14 protein-coding genes and 1 tRNA gene are annotated in these 17,689 nt (G+C 29.7%); 2 read left to right on the top strand and 13 right to left on the bottom strand.

What is annotated here, in order from left to right; genetic code table 11:
- The 8 genes from F1B92_RS07315 to purD form a co-directional block, all read right to left on the bottom strand.
- The coding region (locus tag F1B92_RS07315) for a hypothetical protein (RefSeq protein WP_154571194.1) at positions 1-1,058 on the bottom strand (1,058 nt) is incomplete at its 3' end.
- 62 nt (positions 1,059-1,120) lie between these two features.
- On the bottom strand, positions 1,121-1,357 hold the full coding sequence (locus F1B92_RS07310) for a hypothetical protein (protein ID WP_154571193.1): 237 nt from the start codon (positions 1,355-1,357) through the stop codon (positions 1,121-1,123).
- Between the two features lie 117 nt (positions 1,358-1,474).
- On the bottom strand, positions 1,475-2,326 hold the full coding sequence (locus F1B92_RS07305) for a universal stress protein (protein WP_154571192.1): 852 nt from the start codon (positions 2,324-2,326) through the stop codon (positions 1,475-1,477).
- A 30-nt stretch (positions 2,327-2,356) separates the two neighbouring features.
- The gene (locus F1B92_RS07300) at positions 2,357-4,519 is read right to left on the bottom strand and encodes a polyribonucleotide nucleotidyltransferase (protein WP_154571191.1); all 2,163 of its coding nucleotides are present in this window, start codon (positions 4,517-4,519) and stop codon (positions 2,357-2,359) included.
- Positions 4,509-5,216, bottom strand: a complete 708-nt coding sequence (locus F1B92_RS07295; protein ID WP_154571190.1) for a phosphoribosyltransferase family protein — start codon at positions 5,214-5,216, stop codon at positions 4,509-4,511. Before F1B92_RS07295 ends, F1B92_RS07300 begins: the two co-directional genes overlap by 11 nt.
- On the bottom strand, positions 5,213-7,447 hold the full coding sequence (locus F1B92_RS07290; protein ID WP_154571189.1) for an LPS-assembly protein LptD: 2,235 nt from the start codon (positions 7,445-7,447) through the stop codon (positions 5,213-5,215). Before F1B92_RS07290 ends, F1B92_RS07295 begins: the two co-directional genes overlap by 4 nt.
- The gene (locus F1B92_RS07285) at positions 7,440-7,859 is read right to left on the bottom strand and encodes an RDD family protein (protein ID WP_154571188.1); all 420 of its coding nucleotides are present in this window, start codon (positions 7,857-7,859) and stop codon (positions 7,440-7,442) included. Before F1B92_RS07285 ends, F1B92_RS07290 begins: the two co-directional genes overlap by 8 nt.
- Positions 7,856-9,103 (bottom strand): phosphoribosylamine--glycine ligase, encoded by a 1,248-nt coding sequence (purD, locus tag F1B92_RS07280; RefSeq protein WP_154571187.1) that lies wholly within the window; start codon positions 9,101-9,103, stop codon positions 7,856-7,858. Before purD ends, F1B92_RS07285 begins: the two co-directional genes overlap by 4 nt.
- Before the next feature lie 355 nt (positions 9,104-9,458).
- On the opposite strand from purD, the gene F1B92_RS07275 reads away from it, so the two are divergent.
- Positions 9,459-11,930, top strand: coding sequence for a TonB-dependent hemoglobin/transferrin/lactoferrin family receptor (locus F1B92_RS07275; RefSeq protein WP_154571186.1), 2,472 nt, complete (start codon positions 9,459-9,461; stop codon positions 11,928-11,930).
- A gap of 131 nt (positions 11,931-12,061) precedes the next feature.
- Here F1B92_RS07275 and F1B92_RS07270 read toward each other — a convergent pair.
- From F1B92_RS07270 to trpB, 3 genes are all read right to left on the bottom strand, one after another.
- Positions 12,062-12,136: transfer RNA gene (locus F1B92_RS07270), tRNA-Asn, on the bottom strand.
- A 621-nt stretch (positions 12,137-12,757) separates the two neighbouring features.
- Positions 12,758-13,507, bottom strand: a complete 750-nt coding sequence (gene trpA / locus F1B92_RS07265; protein ID WP_154571185.1) for a tryptophan synthase subunit alpha — start codon at positions 13,505-13,507, stop codon at positions 12,758-12,760.
- Complete coding sequence (trpB, locus tag F1B92_RS07260) at positions 13,500-14,684, bottom strand: tryptophan synthase subunit beta (protein ID WP_154571184.1); 1,185 nt, start codon at positions 14,682-14,684, stop codon at positions 13,500-13,502. The genes trpA and trpB overlap by 8 nt, the downstream gene beginning before the upstream one ends.
- 120 nt (positions 14,685-14,804) lie before the next feature.
- Here trpB and F1B92_RS07255 point away from each other — a divergent pair, with 120 nt between their 5' ends.
- A complete protein-coding gene (locus F1B92_RS07255; protein WP_154571183.1) occupies positions 14,805-15,521 on the top strand; it encodes a hypothetical protein in 717 nt (238 codons plus the stop codon).
- A gap of 113 nt (positions 15,522-15,634) precedes the next feature.
- Here the strand turns inward: F1B92_RS07255 and F1B92_RS07250 are convergent, their stop codons facing one another.
- Together F1B92_RS07250 and trpD are read right to left on the bottom strand one after the other, a co-directional pair.
- Positions 15,635-16,228, bottom strand: a complete 594-nt coding sequence (locus F1B92_RS07250; protein ID WP_154571182.1) for a phosphoribosylanthranilate isomerase — start codon at positions 16,226-16,228, stop codon at positions 15,635-15,637.
- A partial coding sequence (trpD, locus tag F1B92_RS07245) for an anthranilate phosphoribosyltransferase (protein WP_154571195.1) occupies positions 16,218-17,689 on the bottom strand: 1,472 nt, incomplete at its 5' end. The genes trpD and F1B92_RS07250, both read right to left, overlap by 11 nt.

The following is a 17,689-nucleotide window of genomic DNA, read 5'->3' as shown; positions in this document are numbered from 1 at the left end:
TCGCTACTAGAGTTTATGACACCAACTGCTGCTATGTTTGTTTCAGCTGCGTTTTTTTGTTTTATAGGTGATTTTATCTCATAAACTCTTGCAACTATTTTTGTTATATTGCCATCTTTTTGGGTTTCTAATTTAAAGAGATAGTGGTTGGTAGGTGATTGATTTTTGGTATTTTCTAGATTAGTTGGAGGAGTAATTCCGTTGTCATTTTGAATAAGAGTTATAGTATCGCCTACTTTTAATACTCCCTCTTTTGATACTTCGATGCCTATTTTAGTTTTATTTAAATCAGTTGCGTTGGTGTCTGTTAGCTTTAATAGTGTAGTGTCATTTTTTGCAAGATTAAATAGAGCAAAATTTACATTTTCAAAATTATGAATGTTTTTGATGGTTAAATTTACATCGTTGATTTGGAGAGTGTTGCCAGTAGTAACGTCTGTGTCTGTGCAACTCTTATTATTTCTTTTGCTATCATCCCAGCAATAACCACCATATACTGAAACTTCTTTGTCTATTTTTATTTCACTATTATTACTTTTTAAATTTCCTATGGTAACCGTATTTTCTGTGGCATATACACCCATATTATCGCTCGATACTCTTGAGCCATAAATACCTACTTTTATATCGCCACCTAAGATTGTTACTTTATTACCAAATGCTGACTTTGTTTTTGTATTTTCTGCACCAGCTATGTAGCCTATGCTTGTAGCGTGAAATTTACCTCCTTTAATCACTACTTCATTATTTTTTAAAACTGCTTCATTACCACTTAGATAATCATTTATTGTAGCACCAAGGACCTTTGTAATATTACCATCTACTATCTCTACTTTATTATTGTAGGCAGTACCTTGATTTCCTATTCTACCTCCATAAACTTCTTGTATATGTCCATTTTTTACAATCACTTTATTATTATAAGCATCTGCATTATTTGAGTATCCGCCTGTTATAAAATCAGTTACATTTCCATCTTCGATGGTTAAATTATTACTGTATGCGTTGCCATTATTTGAAATTCCTGCATATATTATTTCAGCTTTGCCATTTTTCATTATAAAGGTATTGTCGTAAGAATCGGATCCATTTTCTGCTGTAGTATATACTTCTTTAGGGTTTATGATCTCCCCCCCCCTGTTTTATTTGGGTCATAATCAAAGATTAATTTATTACCGCTATTTCCCTCAAATTTAAAATTATATTTTTCGCTAGAGCTTGTGCCTGGTGCTATTGGTTGAGAGTCTTGTTTAAGGTATTTACTGGAATTTTCATCCTTTTTTCCATTATAAGTAAATTCTAAAGGATATAGGGTACTGCAAAGAACGAGAGTGATTGAGATAGATTTTTTAAACATATTTCCTCCTTTTTAAAAAAAATTTTTCAATTTTACTTTAAAAAAACTTAAATAATAATAAAAATAAATTTATATTGCAGAGTTATTGATTAAATTTGACCTAAAAAAGGTCAAAATTTATACAAAAATTGGAATTTTAGTATTTCTTAGGAAAAATTTAGAAGCTCCGCCTAGAAAAATTTCTTTAAGTCCGCTATCGGCGTCAATTCCAGCAACTATTAAATTCGCACCAAATGAATTTGCACTATCTAAAAGCACTTGACCTGGTATTTTACCTTCTGTATTTACTACTTCAAAACTAGGTTTTATGCCGTGTATGTCAAGGTAGTTTTCAATCCTGCCTTTTGTCTCTTCCATACTTTCTTGTAAATAGTGTTTTGAAGTTATGCAATGCACCTCTTTTGCTTGTTTTAGCAATGGTATGGAATTTGTTAAAGCACGAGAACTGCTAATACTTCCAGTTAAGCTTACTAGAATTTTATCTATTTTAAATTCCGTCATAGTTCTTGGAATAATAATAGCTGATTTTCCGCTTTTCATAACAGCTGCTTCAAAAGTTCCAGTAATAACTCCAGTAGGCGGAACTGCAGCTACGATTAAATCACAATATTTTGAGTGCTTTTCAACAAGGTCTGATCTAGTGCCTATTAAATTTCTTAAAAATGCACTATTTGGCGTGTGTTGATTTTCATCAAAAGATACACCCAATTCTTTACACTTTTTCTTAAAAATTTCCATAGTTTCATTCTGCTCAGTTATAAGCTCTTCTTTTGCGGAATCTATAAACTCACTCATTGAAATGCCTCCACGAAGAGTCATTCTAACGTTATAAATTTCTTGAGGATCTAACTGGCAAGAAATCACACTCAAATGAGATCCAAAAAATTTATTCACAAGCAAAGCACCATAAATTCTCTCTTCTAACTCTTCTCCGCCACCGATTGGAAAAAATATTTTTTTATAAATCATACTTTAATCCTTTATATTTAATACTTAAATTTAGGCTAAAATTAGTGAAATTTTGCCACCTTTAATCTCTTCTATTTTAACCTTTAGCACATCTTCATTATTTAATTTATTTTTGATTTTTGATATGTGCAAAAGGCCATCAACTCCATCTCTTAAAGATATAAATGCTCCAAAATTTGTTATGTTTTTTACAACTCCTTCAAATTCTTCACCGACTTGAAAATCATCTATTTTTTTAGACTTATGACCTTTTTTACCCTGCCTTAAATCTTTACTTATGATTTGTAAAATTTTCTCTTTTGCATTCTCTACGTTTGCTTTATTATCGCCTAAAATTTTAACCTCTCCACTATCCCTATCCAAATCAATAGTTACAAAATATGTATCTACAAGATCCTTTATAGTCTTACCACCTTGACCTATGATGTCTGGAATTTTGCTAGGTTCTACGTTAAAAATTTCAGTTTTAGGTAAAATTGCTTCATTTACTACAATATCAAAATTAGCTTGCTCCATTAAATTTAAAATATGCTCTCTGCCATCTTTAGCTTGATACAACGCTTCTTTTAATACTTCAAGGCTAATTCCACCGAGTTTGATATCCATTTGTAAAGCGGTTATACCATCTATTGAGCCAGCAACTTTAAAATCCATATCACCATCGTGATCTTCAAGACCCATAATATCGCTTAAAATGGCGTATTTATCATCTTCAAACACAAGTCCCATAGCAATTCCTGCTACTAATTTATGAGTTTTAATTCCTGCTGCTCTAAGTGCTAAAGAACCGCCACAAACTGTTGCCATAGAACTAGATCCATTGCTTTCTAAAATTTCGCTAACTAATCTTATAACTTCTGGATTATTGATATCAACACTTGGTGCTAAAGCTCTTTTTGCTAAATTTCCATGCCCTAACTCTCTTCTTCCTGGACTTTTTAAAGGGCTTGCTTCGCCAACAGAAAATCCTGGAAAATTATAATTTACCATAAAACGCTCGCTAATTGGAGTTTTTTGAGTTAAAATTTCACTCATTTGCGCGTCATTTTCTCCGCCTAAAGTAGCAACTACTAAAGCTTGAGTTTGTCCTCTTGTAAAAAGACAACTTCCATGTGCATTTGGCAAAATATTTGTTTCAATGCTAATTGGTCTAATCTCATTTAATCTTCTACCATCGGCTCTTAAATTTTGTGAAATGATTTGATTTCTTACAATTTTTCTTTTATATTTATTTAAAATATTAGATACAATTTCTTCTTGCCACTCTGATTTAATGGCTTCTTCATCGCTTAAAATTTTCTTTACTATTTTATTTAATTCAGTAGCCCTTTCACTTTTTGCCATATGATTAATAGCTAATTTTACTTCATTTAAATAATTTTTATCTATATAATCGGCTATATTTTCATCTTCGATTTCTGGATTTAAATCTAAAGCAATGGGCTTTTTTACTAAATTTTTAAAAGCATTACTATATGCGTTGCTACCATTTAAAATAGAATTAGCTGCAAATTTAATAGCCTCAACCATAAGCTCTTCATCAAATTCATTCATATTTTGATTAGATCTAAATTCTAAACTATCTAAAGGATTGTTTGAAATTTGACTATTTTTATTTTTAGGAGGTATGGCTCTCATCTCTATCATTAAAAGCTCATCCCTCACACCTGCTACATACAAATCTAAAGTGCTTTCTTCTAACTCTTTATTGCTTGGATTTATAATAAATTCATCATCTATCCTACCTACCCTAACCCCACAAACTGGCTCATAAATAGGTATATCACTAAGATATAAAGCAACACTTGCTGCATTTAAACTTACAACTTGCAAATCAACTTCTGGATCTACTGATAAAACCATAACAACAATTTGAGTAGGATATGCGTATCCTTTTGGGAAAAGTGGTCTTAGACTTCTATCTATTATTCGTGATGTTAATGTCTCAAAATCTCCTGGTTTGGTTTCGCGTTTTATATAGCCTCCTGGAATTTTGCCTGCAGCATATGCTTTTTCTATATATTGTACAGTTAAAGGTAGAAAATCTCCATCTACCTTATTATCTTCTCTTGCAACTGTTGCCAAAACAACAGTGTTTTTAACCCTCATTAAAACAGCACCCGCTGATTGTTTAGCAACTTTATTTATATCAAAAATTTCTATTTGATTATTTAAATTTAATTCAATTTGCATTCTCTTCTCCTTCAATTTCTTTTTGCAAAGGCAAATAATACGGACTTTCTTCTAATATAGAAATAATTTTTCCTGGTGTTAAATCTAGCTTTTCATTATAATAAAAATCAACATTTACAAAATTTGATATCTTATGAACTGCATAAATTTGATCTATTACTGAGTTTAAATTTAAAGCCACATCATTTGCAATCAACGGTGTAGCATATGATATGGATCTTGGATTTAAATTCATAATAGACTTTATACAAGTAAGCACCGTAATGCCTGTCTCGCAACCTTTATCTATCAAAATTACATCTTTGTTTTTGAAATTTTGTATTAGCATTCCTTTACGATATTTATAGATATTTTTTAAAATTTTTTCTTCGTATTTTCTATGACCTTCTCCATAAACATAATCTAAACTTATACCAAAAGCATTTACCAACTCATCTATTATAACTATCTCTTCAGTTTCACTAACCATCGCAATTAAGCACTCTTGATTAATTGGCGAGTAAATTTTTTCTGTAAATAAAATTTCATAACTTAGCTTTAAAATTTTAGCAATCTCATTAACTAAAAATATAGACTCTAGTGATGAAGCTACCAAAATCGGCTTTGTTTTTGAAATTTCAATTATCGGTAAAATTTCATATAAACTTTTAGCGGCTTCTAGTTGATTTTTAAAACTAAGGTATGATTTTGAAATCATTTTATATCCTTATCATACTCTTTTGTTTTTGAAAAATCATAATTCACGCCACCAAATGGATAAAAATTTATAAAAAAGTAAGCCTTTCTATTTTTCTCAGCTTTAGAGTAATCAAGTTTAATAGATGTTTTTGGCTCCAAATTTTCTTGATAAACTAAAGTATAATTCCAACATTTTCTATTATGAGTTAAACCAGCACGCCACATTTTACTATAAGATCTAGTCAAATCATACTCATAGTCTGCAAAAATTTTGTAATAACGAGGTAAATTAAAGTTAAAATTTAACATCAAATAACTCTCTTTATCATAATTTTGTCTTTTATCTTTTGTGTTTTCATAAGTGTATCTAATCGAGGCTCCAAATTTAGAATTTAGATAACTAGCATAACTTTGAATTTTTTCAAAACGATGATTAGAGAATGAATATTCAAATTTATTTCCTATATTTAAACCATTTGGGAAATAAAAATCTACCCTATTTACTAAATTGCCAATTTTAGCATCATCAAAATCGTATTTTTGCTTAATTAAATGTCTTAAAAATTTCCTACCTTTTTTATCAAAAAAGTATTGATTTAAATTTAAAGCTAAATTTTCTTGAGTAAAATCTTGACTTAATTCACCGATAAAATTATCTTCATAATAGGTATTATTGTTTATATCTGATATTAAATTTTGATCTATTTTATTTTTTCTCTTATCAAATTTATACTTATGATTTTTGAATAATCTTTTATCAATCTTTCCTTTATTGTAACTAGGCAAGATGTAGCTAGCTTCAAAATTCATAGTATGAAAAAAGTTACTATAGGCTTTAGCAATGTCTGTTGAGATGATGAATTTATAGTAGTGATTTAGATAATAATCACTTTTATTTTTAATAAACTTGCCATTTTTATATATGAAATTATCATCATAATTAATATGTGTAGCGTAAGTTCCTTGAGTAAGTTTTAAATTTATCCAATCATTTAGTAAAGGCATACTAAACATTAAAGGTATATAAAATTCATATTGATTAGCACTAACTCCATCTTGCCTTGTAAAATTATGATATTTAATATCAAATAAATATAAAAGATTATCTAAAAATATAGAATTTAAAAATTTATGATAGTGCAAAGTTGGTAGCTCTTGAAGAGTGTCTTTATTTTTAAAATCATATTTTTTATTTAATTTATCTGTATCAATATAATATTTTGTATAAATTCCAAAATAATTATTATCTGTTGTTAGATAATAATTTAATCTTGAAGTTACTAAAGAGTCTTTAGAATCGCTTAAGTGTGTGTGTTTATTTTTCAAATCAAAATACTCAACATCATTTACTTGCTTAAAATCAAGCCATAGATGCTCTTTAAAATCACCATCTACGAGATATTTAACAAGCTTACTTCTATCATATTGTATCTCAATACCCTTATGCTGTTCATTTTTATATTCTAATTTTTTTTGAGCTCTTTTAAAATTATCAAAAATTCCGCCACGAATCTCTCCATAAGAATAAGGTGAATCAACAAATCTAAAAATTGAATAAATTCCAAATCCTCTTTTACTTCTAACTTGCGGATTAAATTCTAAATCCCAATTATCATATGGAGCAAAATATATAGGCTGTTTATAGTAAATTCCATCATTACTAAAATAACCAACTTCAGGTATTAAAAGTCCAGTTCTTCTTGTCTTATCTGTCGGAAAGCCAAAATATGGTAGATATAAAACAGGTAAATCGCCTAAATAAAAAACAGGATTATATAGATGCAAAAATTTACTATTTTTATTTAATTTTCCGCTTGTATATGATATCTTCCAATCAGGGCTGTTTATGTTACAGCTAGAAACTATAGAGCCTTTGGTTTTATAATGCGTTTCATTACTACAACTTTCATCATTTTGCATCCAAATTTCAGATTTTTTATTCATAAAAAAATTTTCTGTAGCAAAATTTTTCTTCTCTTTTATATCTATTTTTAAATAATTAGTCCTTGAAATTTCGTCTGAATTTCTAATAATATTTACATCATCAAAAAATTCAATCACTTGCAAATTTTCATCATAAATAGCCTTTTTTGCAGTAACTAAATAATCTTTTGAATACATAACCACATTTCCGCTAGCTTGCATAATACTACCATCTTTTTTTACATCATCGGCTAAAAGTTCTACATCTTGGACTGAAGCTTTTAATGATAAAATCACTAAAAATAAAAAAAAGATAATTTTATTCATTATTTACTACCAGAGTTTTTGCAATAATATCGTGCCAAGACTGTTTTAAAGGAGAAAAATATGCCCAAATAAAGCCAATATATAACAAACTCTCGCTAAAAATTCTAACAATCGCACGAAATAAACTTACCTTAAAATTAGGCTTTTCGCCATCAAAATCAACACATTTTATTTTACATATCATTTTACCTATAGTAGCACCATATAAATAGATAAAAAGCGTATGATACACAATCCTTAAAACTAAAAAATGTATAGAAAATGAATAGATAATATTTTGCGTATCTTCCAAAGAAGAGACATTTATAATTTTATCATATACAACTGCAATAAGCACAATGGAAAGCAAAATTTCATCCAAAAAAAATGCCAATCCCCTTTTTTCTATAGTGGCTAAATTTAATTCTCTCATTTAAGAGCCTGATGAGCTATATCTGTTCTAAACTGCATACCATCAAATTTAACTTTCTCACACAATAAATAAGCCCCATCCCTTGCTTCTTTAAGACTTTTTCCAGTGCCAACGCAAACCAACACCCTACCTCCATCGGCATAAATTTTACCTTTTATCCGACTAACTCCAGCATAACAAATATGAGAATTTAAAGGAATTTCATCTACCTCAATAACTGTTTTTTTAGAATTTTTATAAGGGTAATCACTGCTTGCCACAACAACACCGACTGCAAATTCATCTTTTAGCTTAATGTTTGTTAATTTCTGTGTCGCAGCATTGTATAAAATTTCGCTTAAATTTCCATCAATGAGAGGCATTATAACTTCGCACTCAGGATCTCCAAATCTAACGTTAAATTCTAAAACATAAGGCTCATTTTCAACAACCATAACACCTACAAAAAGCACTCCGCAAAATGGATTTCCATCTTCTTTCATTCCATCAAGAGTTTTTTTAACTATATCATTTTCTATTTTTTCAATCAACTCTTTACTAGCCAAAGGCGTTGGTGCATAAGCCCCCATACCTCCTGTATTTGGACCTTTATCGCCATCAAGTAATCTTTTATGATCTTGAGCTACTGGCAAACTTACAAATTTTTCACCATCGCAAATAGCAAAAAAACTTAGTTCAAATCCACTCAAAAATTCCTCAACAACGACACTTTTTCCAGCTTGTGCAAAACTTTTACCGCTTAACATCTCAAATGCCGCTTCTTTTGCACTATTTTTATCATCTAATATCAAAACACCTTTACCACCGCAAAGTCCATCAGCTTTTACTACGATTTTTCCATCTAATGTATCGATAAAATTTGAAATTTCATTAAAATCGCTAGAGCTTAAAAATTTAGCAGTTTTGATATTTTTTCTAGTTAAAAAGTCTTTCATAAAAGATTTGCTAAGCTCTAATTTTGCTGCATTTTTAGATGGTCCAAATATAGCAAGATTATGTTTTTTAAACACATCAACAATACCATCACAAAGAGGAGCCTCAGGCCCTACGATAGTTAAATCTATTTGATTATTAAAAGCAAATTTTGCAAGCTCTTCAAAATCACTTAAAGCTAAATTTTCACCCAATCTTGAAGTAGCACCATTTCCAGGTGCGAAGTAAAGTTTTGATACTTGATTTTCGCTTTTTAATTTCTCTCCTATTGCAAATTCTCTTCCACCACTACCTATTATCAAAATATTCAAAAATTTCCCCTAAATCAATTAAACCCAAGTAACCGATACGCATTAAAAATGGCCCTATAAAGCCAATCTTGCAGTCAGAAATTCTCTTTAGGTTGCAATTTCTCACTTTAAAAGCTCAAACAAAACCACATCACACCAAGAATTTACATTTCCGCTTACACTAAAATGTTGGACCCTCGTAAAAACGTTGTCAAATCACTCAGGCGAAGTAATTATATCAAATTTATACTTAAATTAAAGCCTAAATTTAAAAATTTCACTCAAAGTAAAATTATAAAATTTATTTTATATTTATAAGCAATTTTTTATTTCATTATCATTATAATTAACACTACTAATTTAAAAAAGGAAAAAAATGAAGAAAAAATTAACTATTATTACCCCCCCCCTATTGCTAATGTGTAACGTGTTAAATGCAAATGAAGAAGCTATTTTGCTAGATAAGGTAGAAGTAAATACATACAGAATATCTGCCAAAAAACAAGAAATGAATGATAGTAAAATCACAAAATCAATGATTATAGATGAAAGAGATCTTGTTAAACACGAAGCTGGAGTTAGTATAAGTGATGCTGGAAGAAGTGGAGCAAATGGATATGCTATTAGAGGCGTGGATAAAAATAGAGTCTCTGTAAAAATTGATGGAATAGAAGCGGCTGAGAGTTTTCAGCCAAGTTATGATATAAAAAAAGGCTTTGTTTCTGGAGTGAGAAGTGGGACAGAATTAGAAAATTTAAGCAGTATCAATATATCAAAAGGTGCAAATTCTATTAAAGGCGGTAGCGGTGCTTTAGGCGGTGTTATATTGATGCAAACAAAAGTAGCACAAGATTTTGTAAAACCAAATAAAAATTTAGGCTTTTATAACAAAACAGGATATACGACAAAAAACAATGAATTTAAACAAGTCGTTGGAGCCGGTTTTGTGGTGAGTGGATTTGAGGGATTGTTTCAATACACAAAAAGAAAAGGTAAAGAGACTAAAAATTACATCATTGATAGCGTTGAAGATAGATATGTTTGTGGATCAAATACCACAGCTAGCGACTATAATAAATTTTGTGGACCTGGTAGAATTTTACCAAATCCACTCAGATATGACACAAACTCATATTTAGCAAAAATCGGATATAGGTTTGATGATCACTTTGTAAATTTATTTTATGAAAGCAAAAACATAAAAAATAATATAGAAGAAAAAACTTTCCCAGCTTCCAGAAATAACACTCTCACACAAGATAAAACACCATATAAAAGATATGGCATAAGCTATGAGTTGTATCCAAGTGGGGGGGGGATTTTGGAGGAGTTGAAATTTCAGATTGCAAGGCAAGAGGTCGATCAAATTTATAATGAAAAGTCTTATCCCCTACGTCAAACGCCAATATATAAAATTTTAAAAACTACTCAAAATAAAAATCAAATCGATATAAATTTAAATACAACGGATTTAGAATTTAAAGATACATACCATAGTATATATTTTGGAAGTGGTTTTTCTGATATGAAATTTGATAGTGAGATTTATTGGCCTGATAACATAAGCAAAAAATCTATTAATTTAAAAAACAGGAATTTTTTAAATTTAAAACTAGATGAAAACGGTCTCCCGACAATCATACCAGCACCAAAAGAGAAGTTAAGTATTAAAAGGAAAAGCCAATATACCCAATATCTAACTTTTGATGGTATAAACAATGCAATGTTTAAATATCAAATCATAAACGATAAAATTTATTTAGTTAATGACTATTTTATATACACAAGACCAATAGATGTAAAAACTTTTTATGCATATATAGGCGATAATATTCAATTTAACGATAATATAAGTTTAAATATCGGTGCAAGATATGATAAGACAATCTACAAACTGCACCAAACTGATAAATTAGGTCAATCAGGAGAGATCGCAAAGGCTCTTTGGGATATGCCGGATAAAAAAAGCCTTGATGCTATAAGCTACAACTTTGATATAAACTATAAAGTATTTGATGATGCGTATATCGGCTACTCTTTTAATACTGCTTTTAGATTTCCAACTATAGAAGAGAGTTTCTTAGAGTATAGATCTGATAATAACTATATTTCAAATTTTAATATAAATAAAGAGAGTGCTTATAATCATGAAATTAGCTTTAATCTAAACAACGATTTCACCTCTTTGAGTTTAGTTGGATTTTATACAAAATATAATAATTTTATAGATTATGAGTTGACAAATATTGTTGGAAAAGACCCTACGTATGGGTATGATGAAAAAAAACTTCAGTATCAATACAAAAACATAGACAAAGCTACTATAAAAGGTATTGAAGCTAAAATGCTTTTAGATGGAAAAGCTATAAATTTAGATGGATTTTATACGATTTTGATGGCTTCTTATCAAAAAGGTAAAAAAAGCGATGGCACTTCACTAATGGCAGCCCAACCGCTTACTTTTGGATTTTCACTGGGATATGACGCACCAAAATATAGTATAGTTTTTAATGGAAAATTTCAAAAATCTCACACAGGAAATTTCTATTTTAAAACCGATGGAAGAAACAAAGAAGTAAAAGATATAAAACTAAAAGAGATATCTACTAAATCATATTTTGTAGGTGATTTGCTTTTAGAATATAGAATTAATGAAAATTTTAAATTAAATTTAGGAATCTTTAATATCTTTGATACAAACTATACGCCTTGGGAGACAATTAGAGAAAATAAAAATAATGGAAGTTTATATTTTATCAGCGAACAAGAGGATTCAAAAGCTTCTGGCAAAGAGAGATTGAGTGCTCCTGGAAGAAACTATGGACTATCTTTTGAAATGAAATTTTAATCAACAAAGAGTAGTTAAATTTAACTACTCTAAATCTTAAATTTATGGTATAAAATAATTTTAACGCTACCAAAACATAACTCAAATAAAAATATATAAAAAGTGAAAAAAAAAGGGGGGGGTAAATTTAGTGGCTCCGGATGCTGGATTCGAACCAGCGACCAAGCGGTTAACAGCCGCCTACTCTACCGCTGAGCTAATCCGGAATATTTAAAAAAGAAATTGAATTATACATAATTTTTATTTGTTTGTCAAGCAAATTTATAAATTTTACTAAAAATAGTGTAAAAATTTTAAATTTAAAGCATTTTATATAATTTATAAATTAAATCCCGTTAGTATCGTTGATACTGAATTTATAAATTTATATCACATAAATTTAGAGTTGAGATTTTAACATCGGTTATTAAGAATAGGAGTGATTGAGCTAAGAAGGTTTTTTGATAATCTTTATATGCAACATATCATTAAAGCATGAAATTTTCTTTATAAACTATGCAAAAATCAAATTAAAAAGCCAACTCATAAAATTTCAAAAACCAAAATAACACTCAAATTTTGGATAATAAATAAAAAGAATTATGATAAAAATTTTAAAGATAAGCCAATCATAAAGCTTAAAAACTCTAACTATAGCACAATATTGCTTCAAATTTAAATGACTTAGAATTTTGTATATACACAATAAAGATGTCGCTATATTTAGAAAGCGACTATATAAATATACCTCAATAAGCTGTTTTGTTTCAAAAAAAACAAGAGGGATTAGTGTATCTAAATAAATATTTAAATTTTAAATCTGATAATAGCAAAGAAGCTATTAAATTTTAATCTTTAAATAGCGTCTTGATAAAATTCAAAAGTTCGCTAACGCTTAAATTTTTAGCTTCTTTTACGATAGCTGTTCCTATAATTGCTCCATCAGCATAGCTTTTTGTAAGCCTTACATCATCGTTTGTTCTAATTCCAAATCCAACTGCAACTGGTAAATTTGTAGCTTTTTTAATATCTGCTACCATATTTTTAAGCCTATTTATCGGAGTTTGCTTTCCTCCTGTTACGCCAATTGAACCAACTGCATAGATAAAGCCACTTGATTTTTCTAAAAGCTTGTTTAAGCGATGCTCTGAGGTAACGCTTATTAAAGGTATCAAACTAATACCAAATTTATTACAAATTTCAAAAAGCTCACTGCTTTCTTCATATGGCAAATCAGGAACTACAAGCCCACTTATCCCGCACTCTTTAGCAGTTTTAGCAAACTTTTCTAAACCGTAAGAGTATATCAAGTTATAATAAATCAAAAAGACTAAGCATTTGCTAGTTTTGCACTCTCTTAGCATATTAAAAACATCATCAGTATTTACGCCATTTTGCACCGCTTCAAAACTTGCATCAAATATTACCTTACCATCAGCTAAAGGATCGGAGTAAGCAACGCCAAGTTCTAAAATATCTAAAACACTCTCATCAAGTCTATTAATTAACTCTTTTGTATAGTCTAAATTTGGATAACCTGCTACGATATATCCGATATTTGCCTTTTTATTTTCAAAAGCTTTTGCGATTTTATCCATAGATTGTTCCTTTTTTATAGTTCATTACTGTATCCATATCTTTATCGCCTCTTCCTGAAACATTTACAACGATGGTTGATTTTTTATCTAAAGTTGGACAAAGTTTTTCTAAATAAGCTAAAGCGTGAGAGCTTTCAATTGCAGGAATGATTCCTTCTTTTAAGGTTAAAAGCTTTAAAGCATTTATAGCATCATCATCAGTTACAGCTTTATATAAAACTCTTTTTATTTCACTTAAATGTGCGTGCTCTGGTCCAATTCCAGGATAATCAAGCCCAGCTGAGATACTATGAACTGGTAAAATTCTACCATAATCATCTTGAAGCACTATAGTTTTCATCCCGTGCAAAATTCCAGGGCGTCCTTTTGAGATGGTTGCTGCGTGGTATTTTGTATCTATCCCAAGTCCTCCTGCTTCAACGCCTATTAAATTCACACTCTCATCATCAATAAACTCTGAAAAAATCCCTAAAGCATTACTTCCACCACCTACACAAGCTATTATATAATCAGCTTTTATATTTTTTTCGTTTAACTGTGATTTTGTCTCTTTCCCAATAATGCTTTGAAAATGCTTTATAATTTTAGGATATGGATGAGGTCCAACAACTGAACCAATCACATAAAAAACGCTTTCTATCTCATTAACCCACGCTTGAATGGCTGCAGTTGTGGCTTCTTTTAAAGTTTTTAAGCCATCAGTTATTTCAACCACATTTGCACCAAGAAGTTTCATTCTAAATTTATTTAATTCCTGTCTTTTTGCATCAACTTCGCCCATATAAACATCACACTCAAGCCCTAAAAGTGCCGCTGCTGTAGCCGTTGCGACTCCATGCTGTCCAGCACCAGTTTCAGCGATAACCTTTTTTTTACCCATTTTTTTAGCTAAAAGAGTTTGTCCAAGGGCGTTATTTATTTTATGAGCACCTGTGTGATTTAAATCCTCTCTTTTTAGGTAAATTTCGTGTCCATAATGAGAGCTTAAATTTTTAGCGTGATAAAGAGGCGTAGGACGTCCAACATACTCTTTTAAAAGATACTCAAATTCATCGGTAAATTCTTTTGTGTTTAGTATCTCATTTGCAGCTTTTTCAAGCTCTTCAACTGCAAACATCGCAGTTTCAGGGATAAATTGCCCACCAAATTTGCCAAAATAGCTTTTATTTTCTCTCATATTTTAACCTTGTTTAAAATTTTGATATTATAGTGTAAATCGCTTTAAAATATGCTTTTAAGATAAATATAAGTGTTATTGCAATAAAATAAGCCTTATTTTTGCAAAAAAAGGGCACTTATGCAGGGTAAAATTTTAGGTGATGGTATAATTAGTGGCGAAGATGGCAAAAGATATAGCTTTGAAAATAGCGATATTGTAAATCTTAGTGATTTTAACTGTAACTTAAGTGGCTTAGAGGTTGATTTTATAGTTGATGAAAATCAAGGCAAGGCTAGTGAAATTTTTATAACTTCTAAAAAATCCATTTTTCCAAACATCCCTTTTAATTCTAGCGATATTGAAAGTATAAAAATTAAAGCATATTTTGGTCTAGTGTGCAAAATGTTTAGTTTTATACCTTGTATTGGTGTTTTATTTTTAATTACAGGCGTTATTTTTATGATTATGGCACTTATATCTTTACAAAAAGAATCAAATAGCAATTTTCTTGTAAAAGCCTATATTTTATCGGCTGTTTTATCGATATTTGGTGTAATTATTATAGGAATTGGTGCAGTGATGGGTGTCGTTTTTGGGCTTGGATTTGTATCAGGCGGTGTAATGTTGATAATTTTGGGCTTTGTTTTAATGATTGCATCATTTTATTTTTATTTCAAATACTATAAAGAAATGACAAATATTACAAACGATCCATTTTTTATGTATGCATTTTATTGCAAAGTGCTTTGGCTTTTTCTAAAACTTATATTAATTGGGTATCTTTTGATTTTTATAGCAGTTATTTTAGAAATTATCGCTTGGGCAAGATTTAAAGATATAAAAAAATTAGCTTAATGATATGAAATTTAGTAGCACTTAACCTACTAAATTCATCTGTTTTTTTGCATTTATCATTTTAGTTTTATACTCATCAAATTTTTGCGATAATTAAAAATTTGAGAAATATATTATCGCTGTAAAATTTTTAATATTTTACTAATAAGTTTTGGATTTTTTATGCCGTTTTCATCTTCAACCTTACTATTTATATCTAAAATTTTAGGACTATATTTAATGGCTTCATCTATGTTATGAACTCCAAGTCCGCCAGCTAAACCAAAGCTAAAGGGCTTTAAACTTTTTAAAATTTCCCAATCAAAACTTATACCATTTCCACCTAAATTTTTACCTTTACAATCAAACAAAGCCATATCATAGTTTAAAATGCCCAAATTTGGCAAAGCATCACTTACGCTAAAAACTTGCCAAACTTCTTTATTTAAAGACTTTAAATTTTGATATAAATTAGCTGAAATTTTATCATAAATTTGAGCGGCGTCTAAATGCTCCACATACTCTAAAATTTCATCATCGCTAAATTTAGCAAAAACTCCAACTACTTTTTTGCCGTTTTTATGAGCAATTTTTGCTATCTCATTAGCCATTTTTAGATCAACCCTTCTAATTGACTCAGCAAAAATAACTCCTATGTAATCAATTTCTAAATTTGTTACATCTTTAGCTTCACTAAGGTTTTTTATACCACAAATTTTAATTTGCATTTTTACTCATATATCTATTAAAATATTCCCAAACATCGCCATCTTTTATCGCTTTTAGGATTATATCTTTTGCATCGCCTGGGCTTTTTACTTTATTTGCTGTGTATAAGCCAAACATCGCATTTAAAACGACTATATCAAATTTAGGACCGCTTAATTCGCCTTTTAAGGTTGCTTTTAAAATTTTAGCGTTTTCTTCGCCTGTGCCACCTTCTACATCTTTATGAAACGCCCTATTAAAGCCAAATTGTTCAGGTGTTATTTTATACTCTAAAATTTTGCCATCTTTTACTTCGTGAATTAATGTTTCATCACAAATTGTAACCTCATCCATTCCATCCATTCCATGGACAACTAAAGCGTGTTCTCTACCAAGTCTCATCAAAGTCTCAGCCATTAGTTTATTTACTTCTTCAAGGTAGTTTCCAGCTAGCTGATATTTTAAGCCTAAATTTGGATTTAATAAAGGCCCAAGCATATTAAACACACTTCCTATTTTTAACCTATCTCTAACTTCTTTAACCTCAGCTGTGATTTTATGAAATAAAGGAGCGTGGAAAAATACAAGCCCATCTTCATCTAAAAGACGTTTGTTTTCATCAATATTTGAGCTAAATTTAACCCCAAGTGCATTTAAGGCGTCACTACTTCCGCTTTTGCTAGTTATGGCTTTATTTCCGTGCTTTGCAACTTTTACGCCAAGAGTTGCTAAGATAAAAGCTGTTGTTGTTGAGATATTTATAGTTTTTAAGCCATCTCCTCCAGTTCCAACAATATCGAAGTATTCGCCTCTATCTGTATAAGTTAAAGAGTATTTTAAGATGTTTTTAACAAAAGCAGCCAAACTATCAGGATATAAGCTTTTTTCGCTTATTAAAACTAAAAGTCCAGCAAGTTGAACGATATCATAGTTTTTATCATTTATGGCTTTGCAAATTATCTCATAATCGCTACTATCGAGTGGATATCCAACTTGAAGTTTTTTCATAAATGGTGCAAAATTTTCCATATTTTTATCCTTATTTTTTGAAATTTGATTTAAATTTATAAAATTCTCAATGATTTTTTTGCCATATTGAGTAAAAAAACTCTCAGGATGAAACTGAATTCCATAAATTTGCTTAGTTTTATGTTTTATTGCCATTATGACATCACTTTTTGCTAAAATTTCTAACTCATCTGGTAGATTATCAACATATAGTGAGTGATAACGCATAACTTCAAAATTTGAAGGTAAATTTTTAAAAATATCACCCTCATTTATAACGCTTATTTTTGAGCTTTTTCCATGAACAGGAGTTTTTAAAGTTTTAATGCTAGCACCAAATTTATACGCAATTGCTTGATGTCCAAGGCAAATTCCTAAAATCGGAATATTTAAATTTGACTCTATTATTTCTAAACAAATTCCGCTATCTTTTGGATGTTTTGGACCAGGACTTAAAATGATATGAGTTGGAT

Source organism: Campylobacter portucalensis, assembly GCF_009690845.1.
Taxonomy (GTDB): Bacteria; Campylobacterota; Campylobacteria; order Campylobacterales; family Campylobacteraceae; genus Campylobacter_B; species Campylobacter_B portucalensis.
The sequence above is the reverse complement of the archived record's forward strand: the minus strand, read 5'-3'. Positions and strand labels throughout refer to the sequence as shown.

What these genes read in the sequence shown, in the direction of transcription:
- F1B92_RS07285 (WP_154571188.1), bottom strand. Translation starts at nt 7,859, where the DNA reads ATGAGAGAATTAAATTTAGCCACTATAGAAAAAAGGGGATTGGCATTT.
- F1B92_RS07290 (WP_154571189.1), bottom strand. Translation starts at nt 7,447, where the DNA reads ATGAATAAAATTATCTTTTTTTTATTTTTAGTGATTTTATCATTAAAA.
- trpA (WP_154571185.1), bottom strand. Translation starts at nt 13,507, where the DNA reads ATGGATAAAATCGCAAAAGCTTTTGAAAATAAAAAGGCAAATATCGGA.
- F1B92_RS07300 (WP_154571191.1), bottom strand. Translation starts at nt 4,519, where the DNA reads ATGCAAATTGAATTAAATTTAAATAATCAAATAGAAATTTTTGATATA.
- trpB (WP_154571184.1), bottom strand. Translation starts at nt 14,684, where the DNA reads ATGAGAGAAAATAAAAGCTATTTTGGCAAATTTGGTGGGCAATTTATC.
- F1B92_RS07255 (WP_154571183.1), top strand. Translation starts at nt 14,805, where the DNA reads ATGCAGGGTAAAATTTTAGGTGATGGTATAATTAGTGGCGAAGATGGC.
- F1B92_RS07250 (WP_154571182.1), bottom strand. Translation starts at nt 16,228, where the DNA reads ATGCAAATTAAAATTTGTGGTATAAAAAACCTTAGTGAAGCTAAAGAT.
- F1B92_RS07310 (WP_154571193.1), bottom strand. Translation starts at nt 1,357, where the DNA reads ATGTTTAAAAAATCTATCTCAATCACTCTCGTTCTTTGCAGTACCCTA.
- F1B92_RS07305 (WP_154571192.1), bottom strand. Translation starts at nt 2,326, where the DNA reads ATGATTTATAAAAAAATATTTTTTCCAATCGGTGGCGGAGAAGAGTTA.
- F1B92_RS07295 (WP_154571190.1), bottom strand. Translation starts at nt 5,216, where the DNA reads ATGATTTCAAAATCATACCTTAGTTTTAAAAATCAACTAGAAGCCGCT.
- F1B92_RS07275 (WP_154571186.1), top strand. Translation starts at nt 9,459, where the DNA reads ATGAAGAAAAAATTAACTATTATTACCCCCCCCCTATTGCTAATGTGT.